Source organism: Erwinia sp. PME.40.26/001 (genome assembly GCF_055556675.1).
The window spans coordinates 22,193-37,652 of record NZ_JBVHNP010000004.1; the positions used below are offsets into that span (position 1 = coordinate 22,193).

18 protein-coding genes are annotated in these 15,460 nt (G+C 55.9%); 5 read left to right on the forward strand and 13 right to left on the reverse strand.

Annotated elements, in window-relative coordinates:
* Positions 1–22: 22 nt before the first annotated feature.
* From nei to ACZ3HG_RS13000, 11 genes are all read right to left on the reverse strand, one after another.
* Positions 23–814, reverse strand: coding sequence for an endonuclease VIII (gene nei / locus ACZ3HG_RS12950; RefSeq protein WP_465332989.1), 792 nt, complete (start codon positions 812–814; stop codon positions 23–25).
* 16 nt (positions 815–830) lie between these two features.
* Positions 831–1,472: a pyroglutamyl-peptidase I gene (gene pcp / locus ACZ3HG_RS12955; protein ID WP_191933461.1), complete on the reverse strand. Its 642-nt coding sequence runs from the start codon at positions 1,470–1,472 to the stop codon at positions 831–833.
* Between the two features lie 7 nt (positions 1,473–1,479).
* A complete protein-coding gene (locus ACZ3HG_RS12960; RefSeq protein WP_191933462.1) occupies positions 1,480–2,469 on the reverse strand; it encodes a DUF979 domain-containing protein in 990 nt (329 codons plus the stop codon).
* Positions 2,469–3,197 (reverse strand): DUF969 domain-containing protein, encoded by a 729-nt coding sequence (locus tag ACZ3HG_RS12965; protein WP_191933463.1) that lies wholly within the window; start codon positions 3,195–3,197, stop codon positions 2,469–2,471. Before ACZ3HG_RS12965 ends, ACZ3HG_RS12960 begins: the two co-directional genes overlap by 1 nt.
* Before the next feature lie 66 nt (positions 3,198–3,263).
* Complete coding sequence (pxpA, locus tag ACZ3HG_RS12970; RefSeq protein WP_191933464.1) at positions 3,264–4,001, reverse strand: 5-oxoprolinase subunit PxpA; 738 nt, start codon at positions 3,999–4,001, stop codon at positions 3,264–3,266.
* Positions 3,991–4,923 carry a 5-oxoprolinase subunit PxpC gene (gene pxpC / locus ACZ3HG_RS12975; RefSeq protein WP_465332990.1) on the reverse strand — a complete coding sequence of 311 codons (933 nt, stop codon included), beginning with the start codon at positions 4,921–4,923 and terminating at the stop codon, positions 3,991–3,993. The genes pxpA and pxpC overlap by 11 nt, the downstream gene beginning before the upstream one ends.
* Positions 4,917–5,573 carry a 5-oxoprolinase subunit PxpB gene (gene pxpB, locus ACZ3HG_RS12980; protein ID WP_191933466.1) on the reverse strand — a complete coding sequence of 219 codons (657 nt, stop codon included), beginning with the start codon at positions 5,571–5,573 and terminating at the stop codon, positions 4,917–4,919. The genes pxpC and pxpB overlap by 7 nt, the downstream gene beginning before the upstream one ends.
* A gap of 179 nt (positions 5,574–5,752) precedes the next feature.
* Positions 5,753–6,496: a type 2 GTP cyclohydrolase I gene (locus ACZ3HG_RS12985; protein WP_191933467.1), complete on the reverse strand. Its 744-nt coding sequence runs from the start codon at positions 6,494–6,496 to the stop codon at positions 5,753–5,755.
* A gap of 2 nt (positions 6,497–6,498) precedes the next feature.
* Complete coding sequence (gene phrB, locus ACZ3HG_RS12990) at positions 6,499–7,932, reverse strand: deoxyribodipyrimidine photo-lyase (RefSeq protein WP_191936391.1); 1,434 nt, start codon at positions 7,930–7,932, stop codon at positions 6,499–6,501.
* Between the two features lie 14 nt (positions 7,933–7,946).
* Positions 7,947–8,906 carry a DUF523 and DUF1722 domain-containing protein gene (locus tag ACZ3HG_RS12995; protein WP_465332991.1) on the reverse strand — a complete coding sequence of 320 codons (960 nt, stop codon included), beginning with the start codon at positions 8,904–8,906 and terminating at the stop codon, positions 7,947–7,949.
* A gap of 122 nt (positions 8,907–9,028) precedes the next feature.
* Positions 9,029–9,235 (reverse strand): YbfA family protein, encoded by a 207-nt coding sequence (locus ACZ3HG_RS13000; RefSeq protein WP_191933470.1) that lies wholly within the window; start codon positions 9,233–9,235, stop codon positions 9,029–9,031.
* 287 nt (positions 9,236–9,522) lie between these two features.
* On the opposite strand from ACZ3HG_RS13000, the gene kdpE reads away from it, so the two are divergent.
* On the forward strand, positions 9,523–10,206 hold the full coding sequence (gene kdpE, locus ACZ3HG_RS13005; RefSeq protein ID WP_191933471.1) for a two-component system response regulator KdpE: 684 nt from the start codon (positions 9,523–9,525) through the stop codon (positions 10,204–10,206).
* A gap of 45 nt (positions 10,207–10,251) precedes the next feature.
* Here the strand turns inward: kdpE and pgm are convergent, their stop codons facing one another.
* Together pgm and seqA are read right to left on the reverse strand one after the other, a co-directional pair.
* Positions 10,252–11,892: a phosphoglucomutase (alpha-D-glucose-1,6-bisphosphate-dependent) gene (pgm, locus tag ACZ3HG_RS13010; protein ID WP_465332992.1), complete on the reverse strand. Its 1,641-nt coding sequence runs from the start codon at positions 11,890–11,892 to the stop codon at positions 10,252–10,254.
* A 24-nt stretch (positions 11,893–11,916) separates the two neighbouring features.
* On the reverse strand, positions 11,917–12,459 hold the full coding sequence (seqA, locus tag ACZ3HG_RS13015; protein ID WP_191933473.1) for a replication initiation negative regulator SeqA: 543 nt from the start codon (positions 12,457–12,459) through the stop codon (positions 11,917–11,919).
* 262 nt (positions 12,460–12,721) lie between these two features.
* Here seqA and ybfF point away from each other — a divergent pair, with 262 nt between their 5' ends.
* The 4 genes from ybfF (at position 12,722) to fur (ending at position 15,456) form a co-directional block, all read left to right on the forward strand.
* The gene (ybfF, locus tag ACZ3HG_RS13020) at positions 12,722–13,486 is read left to right on the forward strand and encodes an esterase (RefSeq protein ID WP_465332993.1); all 765 of its coding nucleotides are present in this window, start codon (positions 12,722–12,724) and stop codon (positions 13,484–13,486) included.
* A gap of 179 nt (positions 13,487–13,665) precedes the next feature.
* Positions 13,666–13,947 carry a LexA regulated protein gene (ybfE, locus tag ACZ3HG_RS13025; protein ID WP_191933475.1) on the forward strand — a complete coding sequence of 94 codons (282 nt, stop codon included), beginning with the start codon at positions 13,666–13,668 and terminating at the stop codon, positions 13,945–13,947.
* A 141-nt stretch (positions 13,948–14,088) separates the two neighbouring features.
* Entirely contained in the window at positions 14,089–14,619 is a 531-nt protein-coding gene (gene fldA, locus ACZ3HG_RS13030) for a flavodoxin FldA (protein ID WP_191933476.1), read from the forward strand.
* Positions 14,620–15,012: 393 nt separating this feature from the next.
* Positions 15,013–15,456 (forward strand): ferric iron uptake transcriptional regulator, encoded by a 444-nt coding sequence (gene fur, locus ACZ3HG_RS13035; protein WP_062748415.1) that lies wholly within the window; start codon positions 15,013–15,015, stop codon positions 15,454–15,456.
* Positions 15,457–15,460: the final 4 nt, after the last annotated feature.

The following is a 15,460-nucleotide window of genomic DNA, read 5'->3' on the forward strand; positions in this document are numbered from 1 at the left end:
TGTTGATCGGCCCTTAATTTTTTCATTTCTGGCAACCGGGGCACCAGTAAAAGGGCCGGGATGACAGAAGTGTTCGTTCAATCTTATTTCCGCAGCGTTCACACGCCTGCCCTGCGCGATGGAACACTTTAAAGCTGAACAGGGCGCCATGGTGATGGTTCTCATCCCCCTTCCCGCGCGTCTGGTAGGAGAGACGTGGTAGCGCCAGCAGTGCCGCCGCCAGCACATCGATTTGCTCACCGGTTAACCCTTCCGCTTTATGTTGGGGGGCGAGCTGTGCCAGCCAGAGGATTTCCACGCGCAGATAGTTGCCCAGTCCGGCCAGAAACGTCTGATCCAACAGCAGCCCGCTAAACTGGCGACGCCGGAAGCGCGGTGACAGCAGACGTTCGCGCACTTCGGCTTCGGTCAGTGACATATCCAGCACATCCGGTCCGATCTTTTGCAGAAAAGGATGGCTTGCCACACCTTCGGCATTGAGCAGTTCGATCTCGGAGGCGCTGAACAGCAGCAGCGTTTTATCTTCCGCTGTCAGCCGGACGCGCAGCTGCCGCTTACTGGCCGGTTCAGTGCCGGTTTTTACCACCCGCCAGACGCCGTACAGCTGGTTATGGCTGTACAATGTCAGACCATTAGAAAAGTGGGTTAACAGCGCTTTACCCCGGGTCTCAATGGCGATCACCCGCTCCCCCACCAGCGCCTGCTGGTAGGTTTGCAGCGCCGGAAAGGCAAACCACACGTCGGTCAGTACCTTACCCTTTATGGCCTCTTCCAGCCGATCTGCCGCACGGCGGATCTCAGGACCTTCTGGCATGCTATTTCCCTTTCAATCAGTGCGTGGCACCGCCTTCAAGCCGGAGATCCTCTTCTACCGCCAGAGCGATACTTATGGCCATCTCCAGAGCCAGCGTAACCATCGCCAGGGACATACTCGCAGCCCCGGGATGATGAATGGCCTGTTCAGGCAGCCAGGGAATATGAATAAATCCGCCGCGCGTTTTGCGACGGCGCAGATGATGCAGCAGACCATACATCACATGATTACAGACGAACGTCCCGGCAGTCTGCGATACCGCAGCCGGGATGCCGGCCTCACGGATACCGGCCACCATGGCTTTAATGGGCAGCGTTGAAAAATACGCGGCGGCCCCCTGCTCCACGACCGGTTCATCGATCGGCTGCTTTCCCGCATTGTCGGGAATACGTGCATCATCGACGTTGATCGCCACGCGTTCAACGCTGATTTCACTGCGGCCTCCGGCCTGACCTACGGCGATAACGAAGTCAGGCTTAACCTTCTCTATCGCGGTATACAGCACCTCAAGCGAGGCACCGAAAACGCAGGGCAACTGCAGGGCAATCACTCTCGCATTGCCGATAAGGCGATCGTGCAGCTGACTCACCGCCTCCCAGGAAGGATTGATACGTTCACCATCAAAGGGCTCGAAGCCCGTGATCAGTACTGTTTTCATCGTTCCCTCACAAAAACATCAGGAAATACAAAAGGAATATATTGGCAATCAACAGTAGCACACCGGTCGGGATCTGCGCTTTGATCACCGCATTGCGGTCCGGCAGTTCCAGCAGTCTGGCAGGCACGATGTTGAAATTTGCCGCCATCGGCGTCATCAGCGTGCCGCAGTAACCGCAGAACATGCCGATCGCCGCCATCACCGCCGGATTACCGTGGTGCTGTAAGACCAGAATAGGGATGCCGATCCCGGCCGTCACAATCGGGAAGGCCGCAAACGCATTGCCCATTACCATGGTCAGCAGCGCCATACCGCCGGCGTAGAGCACCACGGCAATGAAGCGATTGTCCACTGCCAGATACGTTTCAGTCAGGTGCGAAATCGCCGTCCCCACGCCCGCACTGGTAAACAGCAGACCCAGCGTCGCCAGGATCTGCGGCAAAATAAATGCCCAGCCAATCGAGTCAAGCAGGCGGCGTGCCTCCTGCAGGGACTGCGCCGGAGATTCGCGCGTGATCTTCAGCGCCAGCAGCCAGGCCAGCAGACAGCCCACCGTCATAGAAAACAGCGTGATCAGCGTGGCATGATTGCCCGCCCCGAACATCGCCTGGCGGAGCGTTGGAATATTGTTGAAAATCAACACGCCAATCACTGTCACTACCGGAATAACCAGGGCGGGCATAAACAGACGATTTCCCAGACGTTCCGCTCTTTCTGTGCGCTGCTCCGGGGTTCGCTGCGAGTAACTTCCCAGCTTCACGCCACCAAAACCGGCAATTAACGCCATCACTACCACGCCCACGCCGATACCAATGTGCAGCGTACGTGCGCTCACCAGTTCGGTCGTCCATTCACCAATAAAGAACACCAGGCCATACAATGCCCAGAACAGGCCAGTCGTCAGGCGACGCGGGTTGCTTTTGTCACGCCACGACAGCAGCGCCACCCCTGACAGAATGGTTCCCGCCAGCCAGTACAGATAATTTTGCTCAAACATTAGCGCCCTCCCTTCTGTTGCAGCGCACTGGCATTGAGCCTGCTCAGTTCATTCGCCAGTGTTTTATCCAGACGGTGCAGCCGCACGGCATGAATTAAAAATGCGCACAGCGCGGTGGGAATACCCCAGAGAGCAATATGCAGCGGTTCGGTGTGGATGCCTGCTGATTCCTGCATAAAGTTATGCATAAAGATAATTGCGCCAAAGGCGACGAAAATATCTTCGCCAAAAAACAGCCCGACGTTATCGGTCGCGGCCGCCATAGCACGCAGACGATAGCGCACTGCCGGAGGCAGTTCGCCATAACGACTTTCCGCCGCACCTTCGGCCATAGGTGCCAGTAGCGGGCGAACCATCTGCGGATGTCCGCCCAGGCTCGTCAGCCCCAGCGCGGCGGTGATCTCACGCGCCAGCAGATAGACGATCATCAGTCGGCCAGCAGTCGCACTGCGAATGCGGGCGATCCATGCCTGAGCGCGCTCTTTCAATCCGTTGCGCTCCAGCAGGCCAATGATGGCCAGAGGCAGTAGCAGGATAAACGGCAGATTACGCGTGTTGAGAAACCCGGAGCCGAGCTTCTCCAGAATATCCGCCACGGGCATCTGGGCCGTCAGCCCGGTGATTAACCCGGCAACGACCACCACAATGACCGGGTTAAACCGGAGTAAAAACCCGACCACGATGGCGGCGATCCCCGCGAGGGGCCAGAGATTAACGACAGCGTCCATAAAGACTCCTTAAAACAGAAAAAAACGCCCCAACATCGTGTCGGGGCGTCATCACAGAGAGCCGCGTTAGCGGCAGGTAACAGCGATATGCCGCTGGCTGAATGCCTCGCGCAGCTGACGGGCAAAATCAAGGGCATGGGCACCATCGCCGTGCAGGCATACCGTATCGGCCCGGACCTTCACCCATTCACCGCTCAGGCTCTGCACCTGGCCCTGCTGGATCATTGTCAGCGTCTGGCTAATCGCCTGCCGATCGCTGTCCACCAGCGCACCGGGCTGACCACGCGGTATCAGTGAACCATCAGGCTGATAACCCCGATCGGCAAAGACCTCCTGACGGGTGATCAGTCCATAATGTTCACCGGCACGGATCAGTTCGCTGTTCGCCAGTCCGACCAACACCAGCGCCGGATCGACCGCTTTAACGGCTTGGGCAATGGCGTGCGCCAGCGGAGCATCAACCGCAGCCTGGTTATACAACATGCCGTGTGGTTTGACGTGAGCCAGCCTGCCGCCTTCGCTTTCGGTCAGCACTTTTAGCGCACCGACCTGATAAACCACCTGCGCATACACCGTTTCCGGCGGCAGCTGCATCGCCGTACGGCCAAAGTTTTCACGGTCCGGGAAGCTGGGATGCGCCCCAATTGCCACACCATACTCCAGCGCCCAGCGTACGGACTGCAACATGGTCTGCGCATCCCCGGCGTGGAAACCACAGGCGATGTTCGCCGATGAAACCAGCTGTAATAGCGCCAGATCGCTGCCTGCACCTTCACCAAGATCGGCATTAAGATCAACTTTCATTCGCTAACCCCCAAGCCATATGATCCAGTGAACGCTGCTGCTCTCGCTTAGCCAGCAACGCCTCTTCCAGCGTACAGTGAACAAAGTGAACCGGCTCACCAAGGCGCAGCTGAGCCAGATGATAGAGATCGGCTTCGATCACGCAGGCGATACGAGGATAACCCCCGGTCGTTTGTGCATCCGCCATCAGCACAATAGGCTGACCATTTGGTGGAACCTGCACCACACCGGGCAGCAAGCCGTGTGACAGCAGATCGCGGGAGGTCTCACGCAGCAGCTTTCGCCCCTGCAAACGATAGCCCATGCGGTTACTCTGCGGATTCAGCCGCCAGGCGGTACGCCAGAAGGCTTCCTGGCTCTCTTCACTGAACTCGTGGTATTCCGGCCCAGGCAGCGCACGCACGCGATTTCCCCACAGCAGCTGACGGACACCCGCTGGCTGCAGGAACTGCCGGGACGGTTGCCCCAGCGTCAGCTGATCGCCGTCAGCCAGACTGCGTCCGGCAAAACCCCCAAACCCGGCTTTAAGATCGGTACTGTCAGAACCCAGTCGGTCGTCAATAACATATCCGCCATCAACCGCCAGGTAGCTGCGCATGCCACGCTGTGGCAGGCCTAACGTCAGGCACTGCCCCGCTTTCACCGCTGTCCGCCACCCCGTCCAGACGGGTTTTCCATCCAGTTCAGCGTGACAGCCTGCTCCCGTCAGGGCCAGCCAGCCATCGCGCCTGAATTCCGCACAAAACTGCCCCAGGGTGATCTCCAATACCGCGCTGTCAGGGGCGTTGCCCACCAGCATATTGGCGGTCTGCATCGCAGGATGATCCAGCACACCACTGAGGCTGATGCCGTATTTCCGCCAGCCCACCCGGCCACCGTCCTGAATGCTGGTGCTCATCCCGGCACGAATAATGGTTAACATATCCCCTCCTTCTGCGGCACAAAGCGCACGCGATCGCCTGGGCGCAACAGCACCGGGGGATGCGTATCCGGGGTAAACAACGCGGTCGGTGTATGGCCTATCAGCTGCCAGCCGCCCGGCGCGGCCAGCGGATAAACGCCAGTCTGGCTGCCGCCAATACCCACCGATCCTGCTGGGACCTGCACGCGGGGTTCAGCACGGCGCGGTGTATGCAATCGCTCATCCAGTCCGCCGAGATAAGGGAAACCCGGCTGAAAACCGATAAAATAGACTACGTAATCCACCGACGCATGGCAGGCCACCACCTGGGACGGGCTCAGTCCGCTGTGATGCGCTACCTCGTCGAGGTCGGGACCGGCCTGGCCGCCATACACAACCGGAATATCTATCCGTCGTGATTCCAGCGACAGAGACTCACTGGTTTCCCACCACTGCTGCAGCCATTCAATCGCATCCAGTGCGGTCTGCTGTGGGTCGCGCAGCATCACGGTGATATTATTCATCCCCGGCACCACCTCAATCACTTCAGGGCGATCCTGTAATCGTTGGGTCAGTCCCCAGATGCGTTGCTGGCTGGCGAGTGATACCGGCGGTTCAAGCTCCAGTACCACAGCCCGATCGCCTAACAGGTAACAACGTGCTCGTTGCAAAAGGCGTCTCCTCAAAGCCGAAAAGGGGCAATAACCTCTCTATCCGCGGCAGAAATATCACTGCCAGCAGGATACAAGTCGGGTTAATTGCAAATATGACAGACAGTTATGCGGAATTGTTATAACGGAGTCAACCTTCAGCGCACGGATTTCACCGTGCGCTGACAGGCTGGAGGGAGTCAGACGGGGTTATTGATATCGATAAAGGTCACGTCCAGGCCATGCTCACGGGCCAGCCATTCGCCCAGCGCTCTGATCCCGTCACGCTCGGTGGCGTGATGGCCTGCGGCGAAGAAATGCAGGCCCTGCTCGCGTGCGCTGTGAATGGTCTGCTCGGACGCCTCGCCACTGATAAAAGCATCAACGCCAAATGCAGCAGCCTGATCGATATACCCCTGGCCGCCACCGCTGCACCAGGCCACGCGTCGGATCAGGGCGGGGGCATTGTCGCCACAGTGCAGCGGCTCACGCCCCAGCGCCGTGCCGATCCGTTGAGCAAAGGCTTCACCGCTAACAGGCTCTGCCAGTTCGCCCCACGGCAGCAGCAGCGCAATCTCGCCTTTCACCTCAATGCCGAACAGCTTCGCCAGCTGGGCGTTGTTACCGATCTCCGGGTGCCCGTCCAACGGAAGGTGCCAGCCAAACAGGTTGATATCATTGGCCAGCAGCGTTTTCAGACGCTGGCGTTTCATCCCTTTAATCGCCGGGGCTTCGCTTTTCCAGAAATAGCCGTGGTGAACCAGTACGGCATCCGCCTGTAAACGCACGGCTTCATCGAGCAGTGCCTGGCAGGCGGTCACACCGGTAATCACTTTTTTAATCTCGCTACGGCCTTCAACCTGCAGGCCGTTAGGCGCATAGTCTTTAAAGTCCGCCGTGTTCAGCAGCTGGTTAACCCGCTGTTCGAGTTCAGTATTCAGCATAATCAGTCCGTCTTTTTTCGTGCTGCCTCAAAGGCAGCCAGGGTTTGCAGGCGTGCCTGTTTATGTTCCACGATCGGCGCAGGATAATCGAGACTTTGATGATTTTTCTTTGCCCAGTCGTGCGGCTGATGAATGTATTTTTCCGGCACATCGCGCAGCTCAGGCAGCCAGTGACGAATAAACGCCCCGCTTTTGTCAAAGCGTTCCCCCTGAGTGGTGGGGTTAAAAATGCGGAAATAGGGAGCGGCATCCGTACCGGTAGACGCGGCCCACTGCCAGCCGCCGTTATTCGCGGCCAGATCGCCGTCCAGCAGCTGTGACATAAAGTAACGCTCACCCTCACGCCAGTCGATCAGCAGATCCTTCACCAGAAAACTGGCGGTGATCATGCGCAAGCGGTTATGCATCCAGCCCAGCGTGTTCAGCTGTCGCATGGCGGCATCAACTATCGGATAGCCCGTTTTACCCTGCTGCCATGCCTGGAACCCCTGCGGATCGTTACGCCATTTCACGTCTTTCGTCCATTGGGTAAAGGGTTGATGACGGCATAGCGCCGGATAAGCCACCAGCAGATGACGGTAGAATTCGCGCCAGATCAACTCATTCAGCCAGACGAAAACCTGCGTATCCTCCAGCCCCCGGGGATGCTGCCTCAGCAGACGGTGCAGACACTGACGCGGAGACAGCACTCCGGTCGCCAGGCAGACCGACAGACGACTGGTACCGTCCAGCGCGGGCAGATCGCGCTGCTCAGAATAAAGTGTGACCGGCAGCTGGCAGAACTCACGCAGGCGGGCAATCGCCGCTTTCTCTCCCACCGGGAACAGGCCGGAATCGAATGCCTCACTGGGATAATCAAATCGCTGCTGGCTGCTCTCTTCGACCTCAATTGCCCCGCTGCTTCTGACGCCTGGCGCAGGCAGGCACTCCGGCAGCCCCTCCTTCAGGCGTTTCACAAACGCCTTGCTGAACGGGGTAAACACTTTGTACATCTCGCGGCTGCCGGTCAGCACGCTGCCCGGTGGCAGCAGCAGGCTGTCGTCAAACCCCTGAACCACAATGTCGTCGTTAAACAGGGTGCGTTCCACCTCAGCGTCGCGCTGGCGTTCGTTCACTTCGTACTGATAGTTGTAAAACAGGCGGTCGACCTGATGTTCCTGGCAAAAAGCCTGCAGCAGGGACACCGAGGCACTGAAATCATCGCACTCCACCCGGTATAATGGGATGCCTTTTTGCGCCAGCGAAGCCTGCACATCCAGCAGGCTTTGCCAGATATACTCCGCCTGCTTCGGGGCCATATTGTGCGACGCCCACTGAGCGGGCGTAGCGATAAACAGGGCAATGACGCGCGCATTCTCTGAGCGGCAGGCGGCATGGAGCGCGTGGTTGTCGTGAATACGCAGATCATTGCGTAGCCAGACCAGATGAGTTGTCATAGTGCTCCCTGAGATTAGTGTCCGTACCGCAGGCGCAGCGCTTCCGGGTAAGGCGAGAAATAGCGCTGCCCGGCCAGCCACGGATGCGGGAATTCCGCCATGTAGTGCTTCAGTAAGGTGATGGGGGCCAGTAAAGGCTGAATGCCCTGGCGGTAATGGTCGATCAACCCGGCCAGCTCCTGACGCTGCGGGGATGTCAGCTCACGACGGAAATAGCCCTGAACGTGCATCAGGACATTGGTATGGTTGCTGCGGGAGGCGACGTGCTTCATCAGGTCCATCAGCCGCTGACGGTATTCCAGGGCAAACGCTTCCAGTGAGTCCCACTGATCCATCTTCGCCACAAAGGGGCCGATTTCACGGTAGTCAAGCTGAGAGTGCGCCAGCAGCAGCAGCTTGTAACGCGTATGGAAGGCCATAAGTTTGGCACGGGTCAGCCCACTGGCCCACAGCTGGTTAAATTCATGCAGGGCATAAACGCGCGCGACGAAGTTTTCACGCAGTAGCGGATCGTGCAGGCGTCCGTCTTCTTCTACCGGCAGCCACGGCATCTGTTCCATCAGCTCACGGGTAAACACGCCAGTACCGGCTTTACGATTGTTATTATTGTCGGGCTGATAAATACGCACCCGCTCCATACCGCAGCTTGGCGATTTAGCGCAGACGATATAACCACAGAGATGATGCAGGCGGCTGACTTTTTCCTGAGACCAGGCAGCCATCTTTTCGGTCACCGGTGCCTCGAGACCGTTACTGAAACAGAGGGAAACATCGTTCTCCCCCGGTCCTTCCGTCAGGCGTAAAGCTGGCCGTGGCGTAGGCAGGCCAATACCCATTTCAGGGCAGGCTGCTTCATAACGCAGAAAGGGCGCCAGTTGTTCAGCCGCAAACTCATTGCGCTTATGGCCGCCGTCAAAACGGACTTTTTCACCTAGCAGACAGGCACTGATACCAACCGGAATTTTATCGCCCATAATTATACAACCTCAAATATCTTGTACAGATTTAAGTGTAGCGTAAACACCGGGCAACAGGCAAAAAAAATCCCGCCTGACGGCGGGATTAAACAGCTTTTGAGGCGTAGCCCTCAATACGATCAGTAAAAATCACAGCCAGCTGCTTCAGCCCGTGCCAGCCAGACGGGCTGATCGCTGGTTTTTGCCCAGACCCGGTGCAGATAGCTGTAGAAACGGGCCCGATCGTTACGGAACAGCATAACGGGCAGCGCAGCGATGCCGATTAACAGCACCGCAGTACGACGCATGAAAATCCGAGTAGATGAATAGTTATGATAAAGACTCATACGTCCTCCTGAAATGAATAAAAGTGGCTGTGTGTAATCTGAACAAAATAATACTCCCTGCGATGTAATTTTACTACTGATCAGACCACTTTTGACGAAAAAAAAACCACCCTCCGTACGAAAAATGAAAGAAGGTTACAGTTTGGTTAAATTTTCACAGGGAACCGATCCTTTTATTAACAACATGAGAGAATTCCCGCTAATCACGGACGCCCTGCTGACTTTTTGCTAAATTAGCAGCTGTTATAATAACGATTGTCCCCACTCTGGTTAGCTGCTGAGGTTTTGTGTCCACCATCCTGATTGTTGAAGATGAAAAAGAGATCCGCCGCTTTCTGCGCGTGGCACTGGAGGGAGAAGGCTTTCGCGTTGTCGATGCCGACACCCTGAGCCGTGGTTTAATTGAAGCCGCCACGCGCAAACCGGAGCTGGTGATACTTGATCTCGGCCTGCCGGACGGCGATGGCACCCGCTTTATTCGTGAAGTACGACAGTGGAGCAGTATGCCGGTGATCGTGCTGTCGGCGCGCAGTGATGAGCAGGATAAAATCAGCGCCCTTGACGCCGGTGCGGATGACTTTCTCAGTAAACCATTCGGCGTGGGTGAGCTGCTGGCCAGGGTTCGCGTGGCGATGCGTCACCGACCACAGCAGGGAAATGATGGCCCTGCGGCAGAAGTGAACTTTGGCAACATCAGGGTGGACATCGCCGCCCGCCGGGTGATGCGTGAAGGCGCGGATCTGCACCTGACCCCGATTGAATTTCGCCTGCTGGTCAGCCTGATCAACCATCCGGGAAAAGTGATGACCCAGCGCCAGTTGCTGACCCAGGTCTGGGGGCCGAATGCGGTAGAGCACAGCCATTATCTGCGCATTTATATGGGGCATTTGCGACAGAAGCTGGAGTCTGACCCCGCCCGCCCGCAGCATTTGCTGACCGAAACCGGCGTGGGCTACCGTTTTATGCCATAAAAAAAGGGCTCACCTGGGAGCCCTTTTTATACACTACCTGAGCAATCAGGCGTTTTTCAGCACGGCGCTGACAATCTCAACGGCTTCTTTCTCAATCTTCTCGCGGTGTTCAGCACCGAGGAAGCTTTCGCAGTAGATTTTGTAAGCGTCTTCCGTACCGGAAGGACGGGCTGCAAACCAGCCATTTTTGGTCATCACTTTCAGACCACCAATGGAGGCCCCGTTCCCCGGAGCTGCCGTCAGACGCGCGGTGATAGGATCGCCCGCCAGGGTATCAGCACTGACCATTTCCGGAGACAACTTAGACAGCGCGGCTTTCTGAGCCGACGTGGCCGGTGCCTGGATGCGGTTGTAGCTTGGGGCACCAAAACGCTGCGCCAGTTCATCATAGTGCTGCTGCGGATTCTTACCGGTAACCGCTGTAATTTCGGCTGCCAGCAGGCACATGATGATGCCGTCTTTATCGGTCGACCACGGCGTGCCGTCGAAGCGCAGGAAGGATGCCCCTGCGCTCTCTTCGCCACCGAAACCAAAGCTGCCATCAAACAGACCGTCGACAAACCACTTAAAGCCCACCGGCACTTCCACCAGTTTACGGCCCAAATCGTCAACCACACGGTCAATCATCGCGCTGGACACCAGAGTTTTACCCACGGCAACGTCCTTGCCCCACTGTGGACGATGCTGGAACAGGTACTGTATAGCAACCGCCAGATAGTGGTTTGGGTTCATCAGGCCCGCAGGCGTAACGATACCGTGACGGTCGTAATCAGGATCGTTGGCAAAAGCCAGATCGAACCTGTCACGCAGGGCCAGCAGGCCCGCCATCGCCGACTCAGACGAACAGTCCATACGGATCACACCGTCGTGGTCGAGGTGCATAAAGCGGAAAGTCTGGTCAACGGCATCGTTAACGATGGTCAGATCCAGCTTGTAGAATTCCGCAATACGCTGCCAGTAGGCAATACCAGAGCCGCCCAGCGGATCAACACCAATTTTCAGGCCTGCTTTCTGGATTGCCGGGATGTCCACGATCAGCGCCAGACCTTCGATGTAAGGTTGGATCAGATCCTGTTCCGTCAGGTGACCGCTGGCCCAGGCCTGATCCAGCGAGATGCGTTTCACCTCTTTCAGGCCTTCTTTAATCAGCGCATTAGCGCGATCTTCCACCACCTTCGTGACGTTGGTGTCGGCAGGCCCTCCGTTTGGCGGGTTGTATTTAATGCCGCCATCTTCCGGTGGATTGTGTGAAGGGGTGATCACAATACCATCCGCCTGCGCACCACCGGTTTTATTGTGTTCGAGGATCGCATGGGAAATAGCAGGCGTTGGCGTGTAGCCGTTATCCTGCTGTACGATCACATCCACACCGTTGGCGGCCAGCACTTCCAGTACCGAGATGATGGCCGGCTCAGACAACGCGTGGGTATCTTTACCTACGTAGCAGGGACCGGTGATACCGTTCTTTTTACGCTCTTCGGCGATCGCCTGCGCGATAGCCAGAATGTGGGTCTCATTGAAGCTGTGACGGCCCGCGCTACCGCGATGGCCGGAAGTGCCAAATTTCACCGCATGTTCTGCGTTACCCAATTCAGGCTGCAGGACATAATACTGAGATGTTAATTGTGCAACGTTAATCAAATCGCTCTGCCGGGCTGGTTGTCCGGCACGGGGGTGATTGGCCATTGGCGCTTCTCCCTGACGCTTCAGTTAGAGGGTACCGCAAACTTTCTCTGTCAGTTCCACCGGGAACTGCATCGACAGCATGATATGTTCCACCATGCTGCGCTTACGGTCAGTATTTGTGTTGGTTATCACCCAGTACGGCGTGCCCGGAACGTGCTGCGGCTTCGTATGGGTGCCATTCTCGACCAAGGTTTGCTGGTTACCCGCAAAGTAAACGCGGGTACGCCCCTGCAGCGACTCAGTCGCTGCACCAAACGCTTTGGCATCCAGACTGTATAAAGTTGACAGGATCAGCATGAAACGATTTACCGCCCGCTTCTGCTCGGCATACTCGTCCGAAAGCAACAACTCACGCACCGCACGAACGCGATCCTGCGGCCGGGACTCTGTTTTAATGCCACCCGCAACGGGGTCTTTCGCTATCGCAGAGGCGGACACCGCTGACGTCGTCTGACCGGCGGTGAATTTCAGCATCCGGCGCAAAATATCTGATGCACTTTCACCAATATGCTGAGTGTGGCTGGCAATATAGCGGTATAGCTCTTCGTCGACTTCGATCGTTTTCATCTTTATCCAGTACGGTTAGTGCTTGTATCAGAACCCGGTTCCTCAGGGACGCACGATCTCGTCACCGTCGCGGTGTTTAACCTGGCCAGTTCTAACATCAGGATTATAAAGTTAAATCCTGCCGGGGTGTAGCGCCATGCCCTTTTCAGGGCAAAAGTAGGAATATGCCGCAAAAAGATCATCTCCGTCATTCGCACCAGCGGCAGAAATTGTGGGATCCATGATACCCTAAGCCCTCGTGCCAACTGTAAGAACTTTCGCTATGAATTTGAATTTCCGCCTGCAATCTGAACAATCTGCGACTGACGGACTGCCGCTGGTGCTGATCCACGGCCTGTTCGGCAGCCTGGACAACCTGGGCGTACTGGCCCGGGGATTAAAAGACGATCGCCGTCTGATTCAACTCGATGTACGCAATCACGGCTTGTCTTCGCGTGCGCCAGAGATGGATTATCCCCTGATGGCACAGGACATTCTGGATACGCTTGACGGCTTGCAGGTCGATCGCTTTAGTGTGATCGGGCATTCAATGGGCGGGAAGATCGCGATGGCGCTGACCGCACTGGCTCCCGACCGGGTAGAGAGCATCGTGGTGATTGATATTGCTCCGGTGGCGTACACCACCCGCCACCATGATGACATTTTTACTGCCCTGAACGCCGTGACAGACGCGGCTACCACTTCACGCAGCGAGGCAGCGGCGCTGATGCGGCATTCCATTAACGAAGAGGGCGTTATCCAGTTCCTGCTCAAATCGTTTCATGATGGCGAATGGCGCTTTAATGTTCCCGTGCTGCTGGCCTGTTATGACCGTATTATTAGCTGGCAGTCTCTGCCCGCATGGCCGCATCCGGTGCTGTTTATTCGCGGAGACCGCTCACCGTATCTGGCCGATGAATATCGTGATGCCCTGCTGTCCCAGTTCCCGCAGGCCCGTGCTCACGTGATAACCGGTGCCGGGCATTGGGTACACGCCGAGAAGCCTGAGGCCGTTTTACGCGCCATCCGTCGTTTTTTTGCGTTGTAGGAACCAGATAACGAATGCCATCAATGCACCAGTAGGGTGAAGAATGACGGGGATAAATGATTGTCGTCACCTCTTTCGCTGGGGTATGATGGCGCGCTAAAATTTTGCCGTTGCTGCTCCTTCAGACGGCATAACGGACCAATTCATCAGTCATCCAGCCTTTCAGTACGACGATTCCTATGGCAAAAGAGAACACGGACCGCACAACGATCGATCTGTTCGCAGATGAACGTCGTCCGGGACGACCCAAGACTAACCCGCTGACGCGTGATGAGCAGCTGCGTATCAACAAACGCAATCAGCTCAAGCGTGATAAAGTGCGCGGCCTGAAACGCGTTGAGCTGAAAATGAACAGCGATGCGGTGGATGTCCTGAACCAGCTGGCCTTCGAGCGTAATATGAGCCGGAGCGAGCTGATTGAAGAGATGCTGCTGGCACAGCTGCAACGCCATCAGCTCTGATGCCATCCGGGCCTGAGCACTCAGCGACAAAACCAGCAGTATTACTCATTTATCCGCTTACGGCGGTCTGTTATCATTAACGATATCTGCTAAAAAATCAGCAGTCACCATATCATTAAGATTCAAGAGGTTATTAAACTCATGGCACTCGTCGGCATTTTCTTTGGTAGCGATACAGGCAATACCGAAAACATTGCAAAAATGATCCAGAAGCAACTGGGGAAAGATGTTGCAGAAGTTCGTGATATTGCTAAAAGCAGCAAAGAAGACCTTGAAGCCTTTGATATTCTGCTGCTGGGCATCCCAACCTGGTACTACGGTGAAGCCCAGTGTGACTGGGATGACTTCTTCCCAACGCTGGAAGAGATCGACTTCAACGGTAAACTGGTTGCTCTGTTTGGCTGTGGCGATCAGGAAGATTACTCCGAGTACTTCTGCGATGCGATGGGCACTATCCGTGACATCATTGAGCCTAACGGTGCTGTCATTGTTGGCCACTGGCCGAGCGAAGGCTATCACTTCGAAGCGTCTAAAGGCATGGCAGATGACAACCACTTCCTTGGCCTGGCCATTGATGAAGACCGTCAGCCTGAACTCACCAACGAACGTGTTGAGCAGTGGGTAAAACAAATTTCTGATGAACTTCAGCTGCAAGACATTATCGAAGCATAGCCATAACAGCTTGATGTGGGAGGTATCTCACATCAAGTGAGTGGTTTTTCCTATAGAAGTAATAGATACATGTTTGTAACTTTCACCTGCAAAACTGTACAATAACCCCATCGGTTACCCGCTTTCTCAGCGCAAGCCCCATTATTGAGGACGTGAGTCGCCCCTGGGCGATGAGATGAGGCAGATCGAGATGTTAACCCAGCATAATTCGGGCGCGCGCTTCCCTGGATGTAACGACATTTATCCTTACATCCCTTGCGGTTTCAGGCTTCCCTTTTGGTTTTCATTTCGGATTATCAGTTCTATACTGAAACGCACTCATTTTTAGCGCCGACCGATGTTCAGGGCTTTTCAGCCACTAAGTGACTCGCAAAGTAACAGGACAATATCCGCATGACTGACAATAACACCGCATTAAAGAAGGCCGGCCTGAAAGTCACGCTTCCCCGACTGAAAATTCTGGAAGTGCTTCAGGAACCAGAGGGCCATCACGTCAGTGCGGAAGACTTGTACAAACGCCTGATTGATATGGGCGAAGAAATTGGTCTGGCCACGGTTTACCGTGTACTGAACCAGTTCGATGACGCGGGGATCGTTACCCGCCACAACTTTGAAGGCGGTAAATCCGTTTTCGAACTGACCCAGCAGCACCATCACGATCACCTGATCTGCCTGGACTGCGGTAAAGTCATTGAGTTTAGAGACGAATATATTGAGGAGCGTCAGCGTGAAATCGCTACGCGTCACGGCATTAAACTGAGCAACCACAGCCTGTATCTTTATGGCCACTGTTCGCTGGGTGACTGCCGTGAAGACGAGACTCTGCACGACAAGTAATCTG

Bases quoted from the DNA above. Each gene is read 5' to 3' on its own strand.
- nei (WP_465332989.1), bottom strand. From the start codon at position 814: ATGCCAGAAGGTCCTGAGATCCGCCGTGCGGCAGATCGGCTGGAAGAG.
- pcp (WP_191933461.1), bottom strand. From the start codon at position 1,472: ATGAAAACAGTACTGATCACGGGCTTCGAGCCCTTTGATGGTGAACGT.
- ACZ3HG_RS12960 (WP_191933462.1), bottom strand. From the start codon at position 2,469: ATGTTTGAGCAAAATTATCTGTACTGGCTGGCGGGAACCATTCTGTCA.
- ACZ3HG_RS12965 (WP_191933463.1), bottom strand. From the start codon at position 3,197: ATGGACGCTGTCGTTAATCTCTGGCCCCTCGCGGGGATCGCCGCCATC.
- pxpA (WP_191933464.1), bottom strand. From the start codon at position 4,001: ATGAAAGTTGATCTTAATGCCGATCTTGGTGAAGGTGCAGGCAGCGAT.
- pxpC (WP_465332990.1), bottom strand. From the start codon at position 4,923: ATGTTAACCATTATTCGTGCCGGGATGAGCACCAGCATTCAGGACGGT.
- ACZ3HG_RS12985 (WP_191933467.1), bottom strand. From the start codon at position 6,496: ATGCTGAATACTGAACTCGAACAGCGGGTTAACCAGCTGCTGAACACG.
- phrB (WP_191936391.1), bottom strand. From the start codon at position 7,932: ATGACAACTCATCTGGTCTGGCTACGCAATGATCTGCGTATTCACGAC.
- ACZ3HG_RS12995 (WP_465332991.1), bottom strand. From the start codon at position 8,906: ATGGGCGATAAAATTCCGGTTGGTATCAGTGCCTGTCTGCTAGGTGAA.
- ACZ3HG_RS13000 (WP_191933470.1), bottom strand. From the start codon at position 9,235: ATGAGTCTTTATCATAACTATTCATCTACTCGGATTTTCATGCGTCGT.
- pgm (WP_465332992.1), bottom strand. From the start codon at position 11,892: ATGGCCAATCACCCCCGTGCCGGACAACCAGCCCGGCAGAGCGATTTG.
- seqA (WP_191933473.1), bottom strand. From the start codon at position 12,459: ATGAAAACGATCGAAGTCGACGAAGAGCTATACCGCTATATTGCCAGC.
- ybfF (WP_465332993.1), top strand. From the start codon at position 12,722: ATGAATTTGAATTTCCGCCTGCAATCTGAACAATCTGCGACTGACGGA.
- ybfE (WP_191933475.1), top strand. From the start codon at position 13,666: ATGGCAAAAGAGAACACGGACCGCACAACGATCGATCTGTTCGCAGAT.
- fldA (WP_191933476.1), top strand. From the start codon at position 14,089: ATGGCACTCGTCGGCATTTTCTTTGGTAGCGATACAGGCAATACCGAA.
- fur (WP_062748415.1), top strand. From the start codon at position 15,013: ATGACTGACAATAACACCGCATTAAAGAAGGCCGGCCTGAAAGTCACG.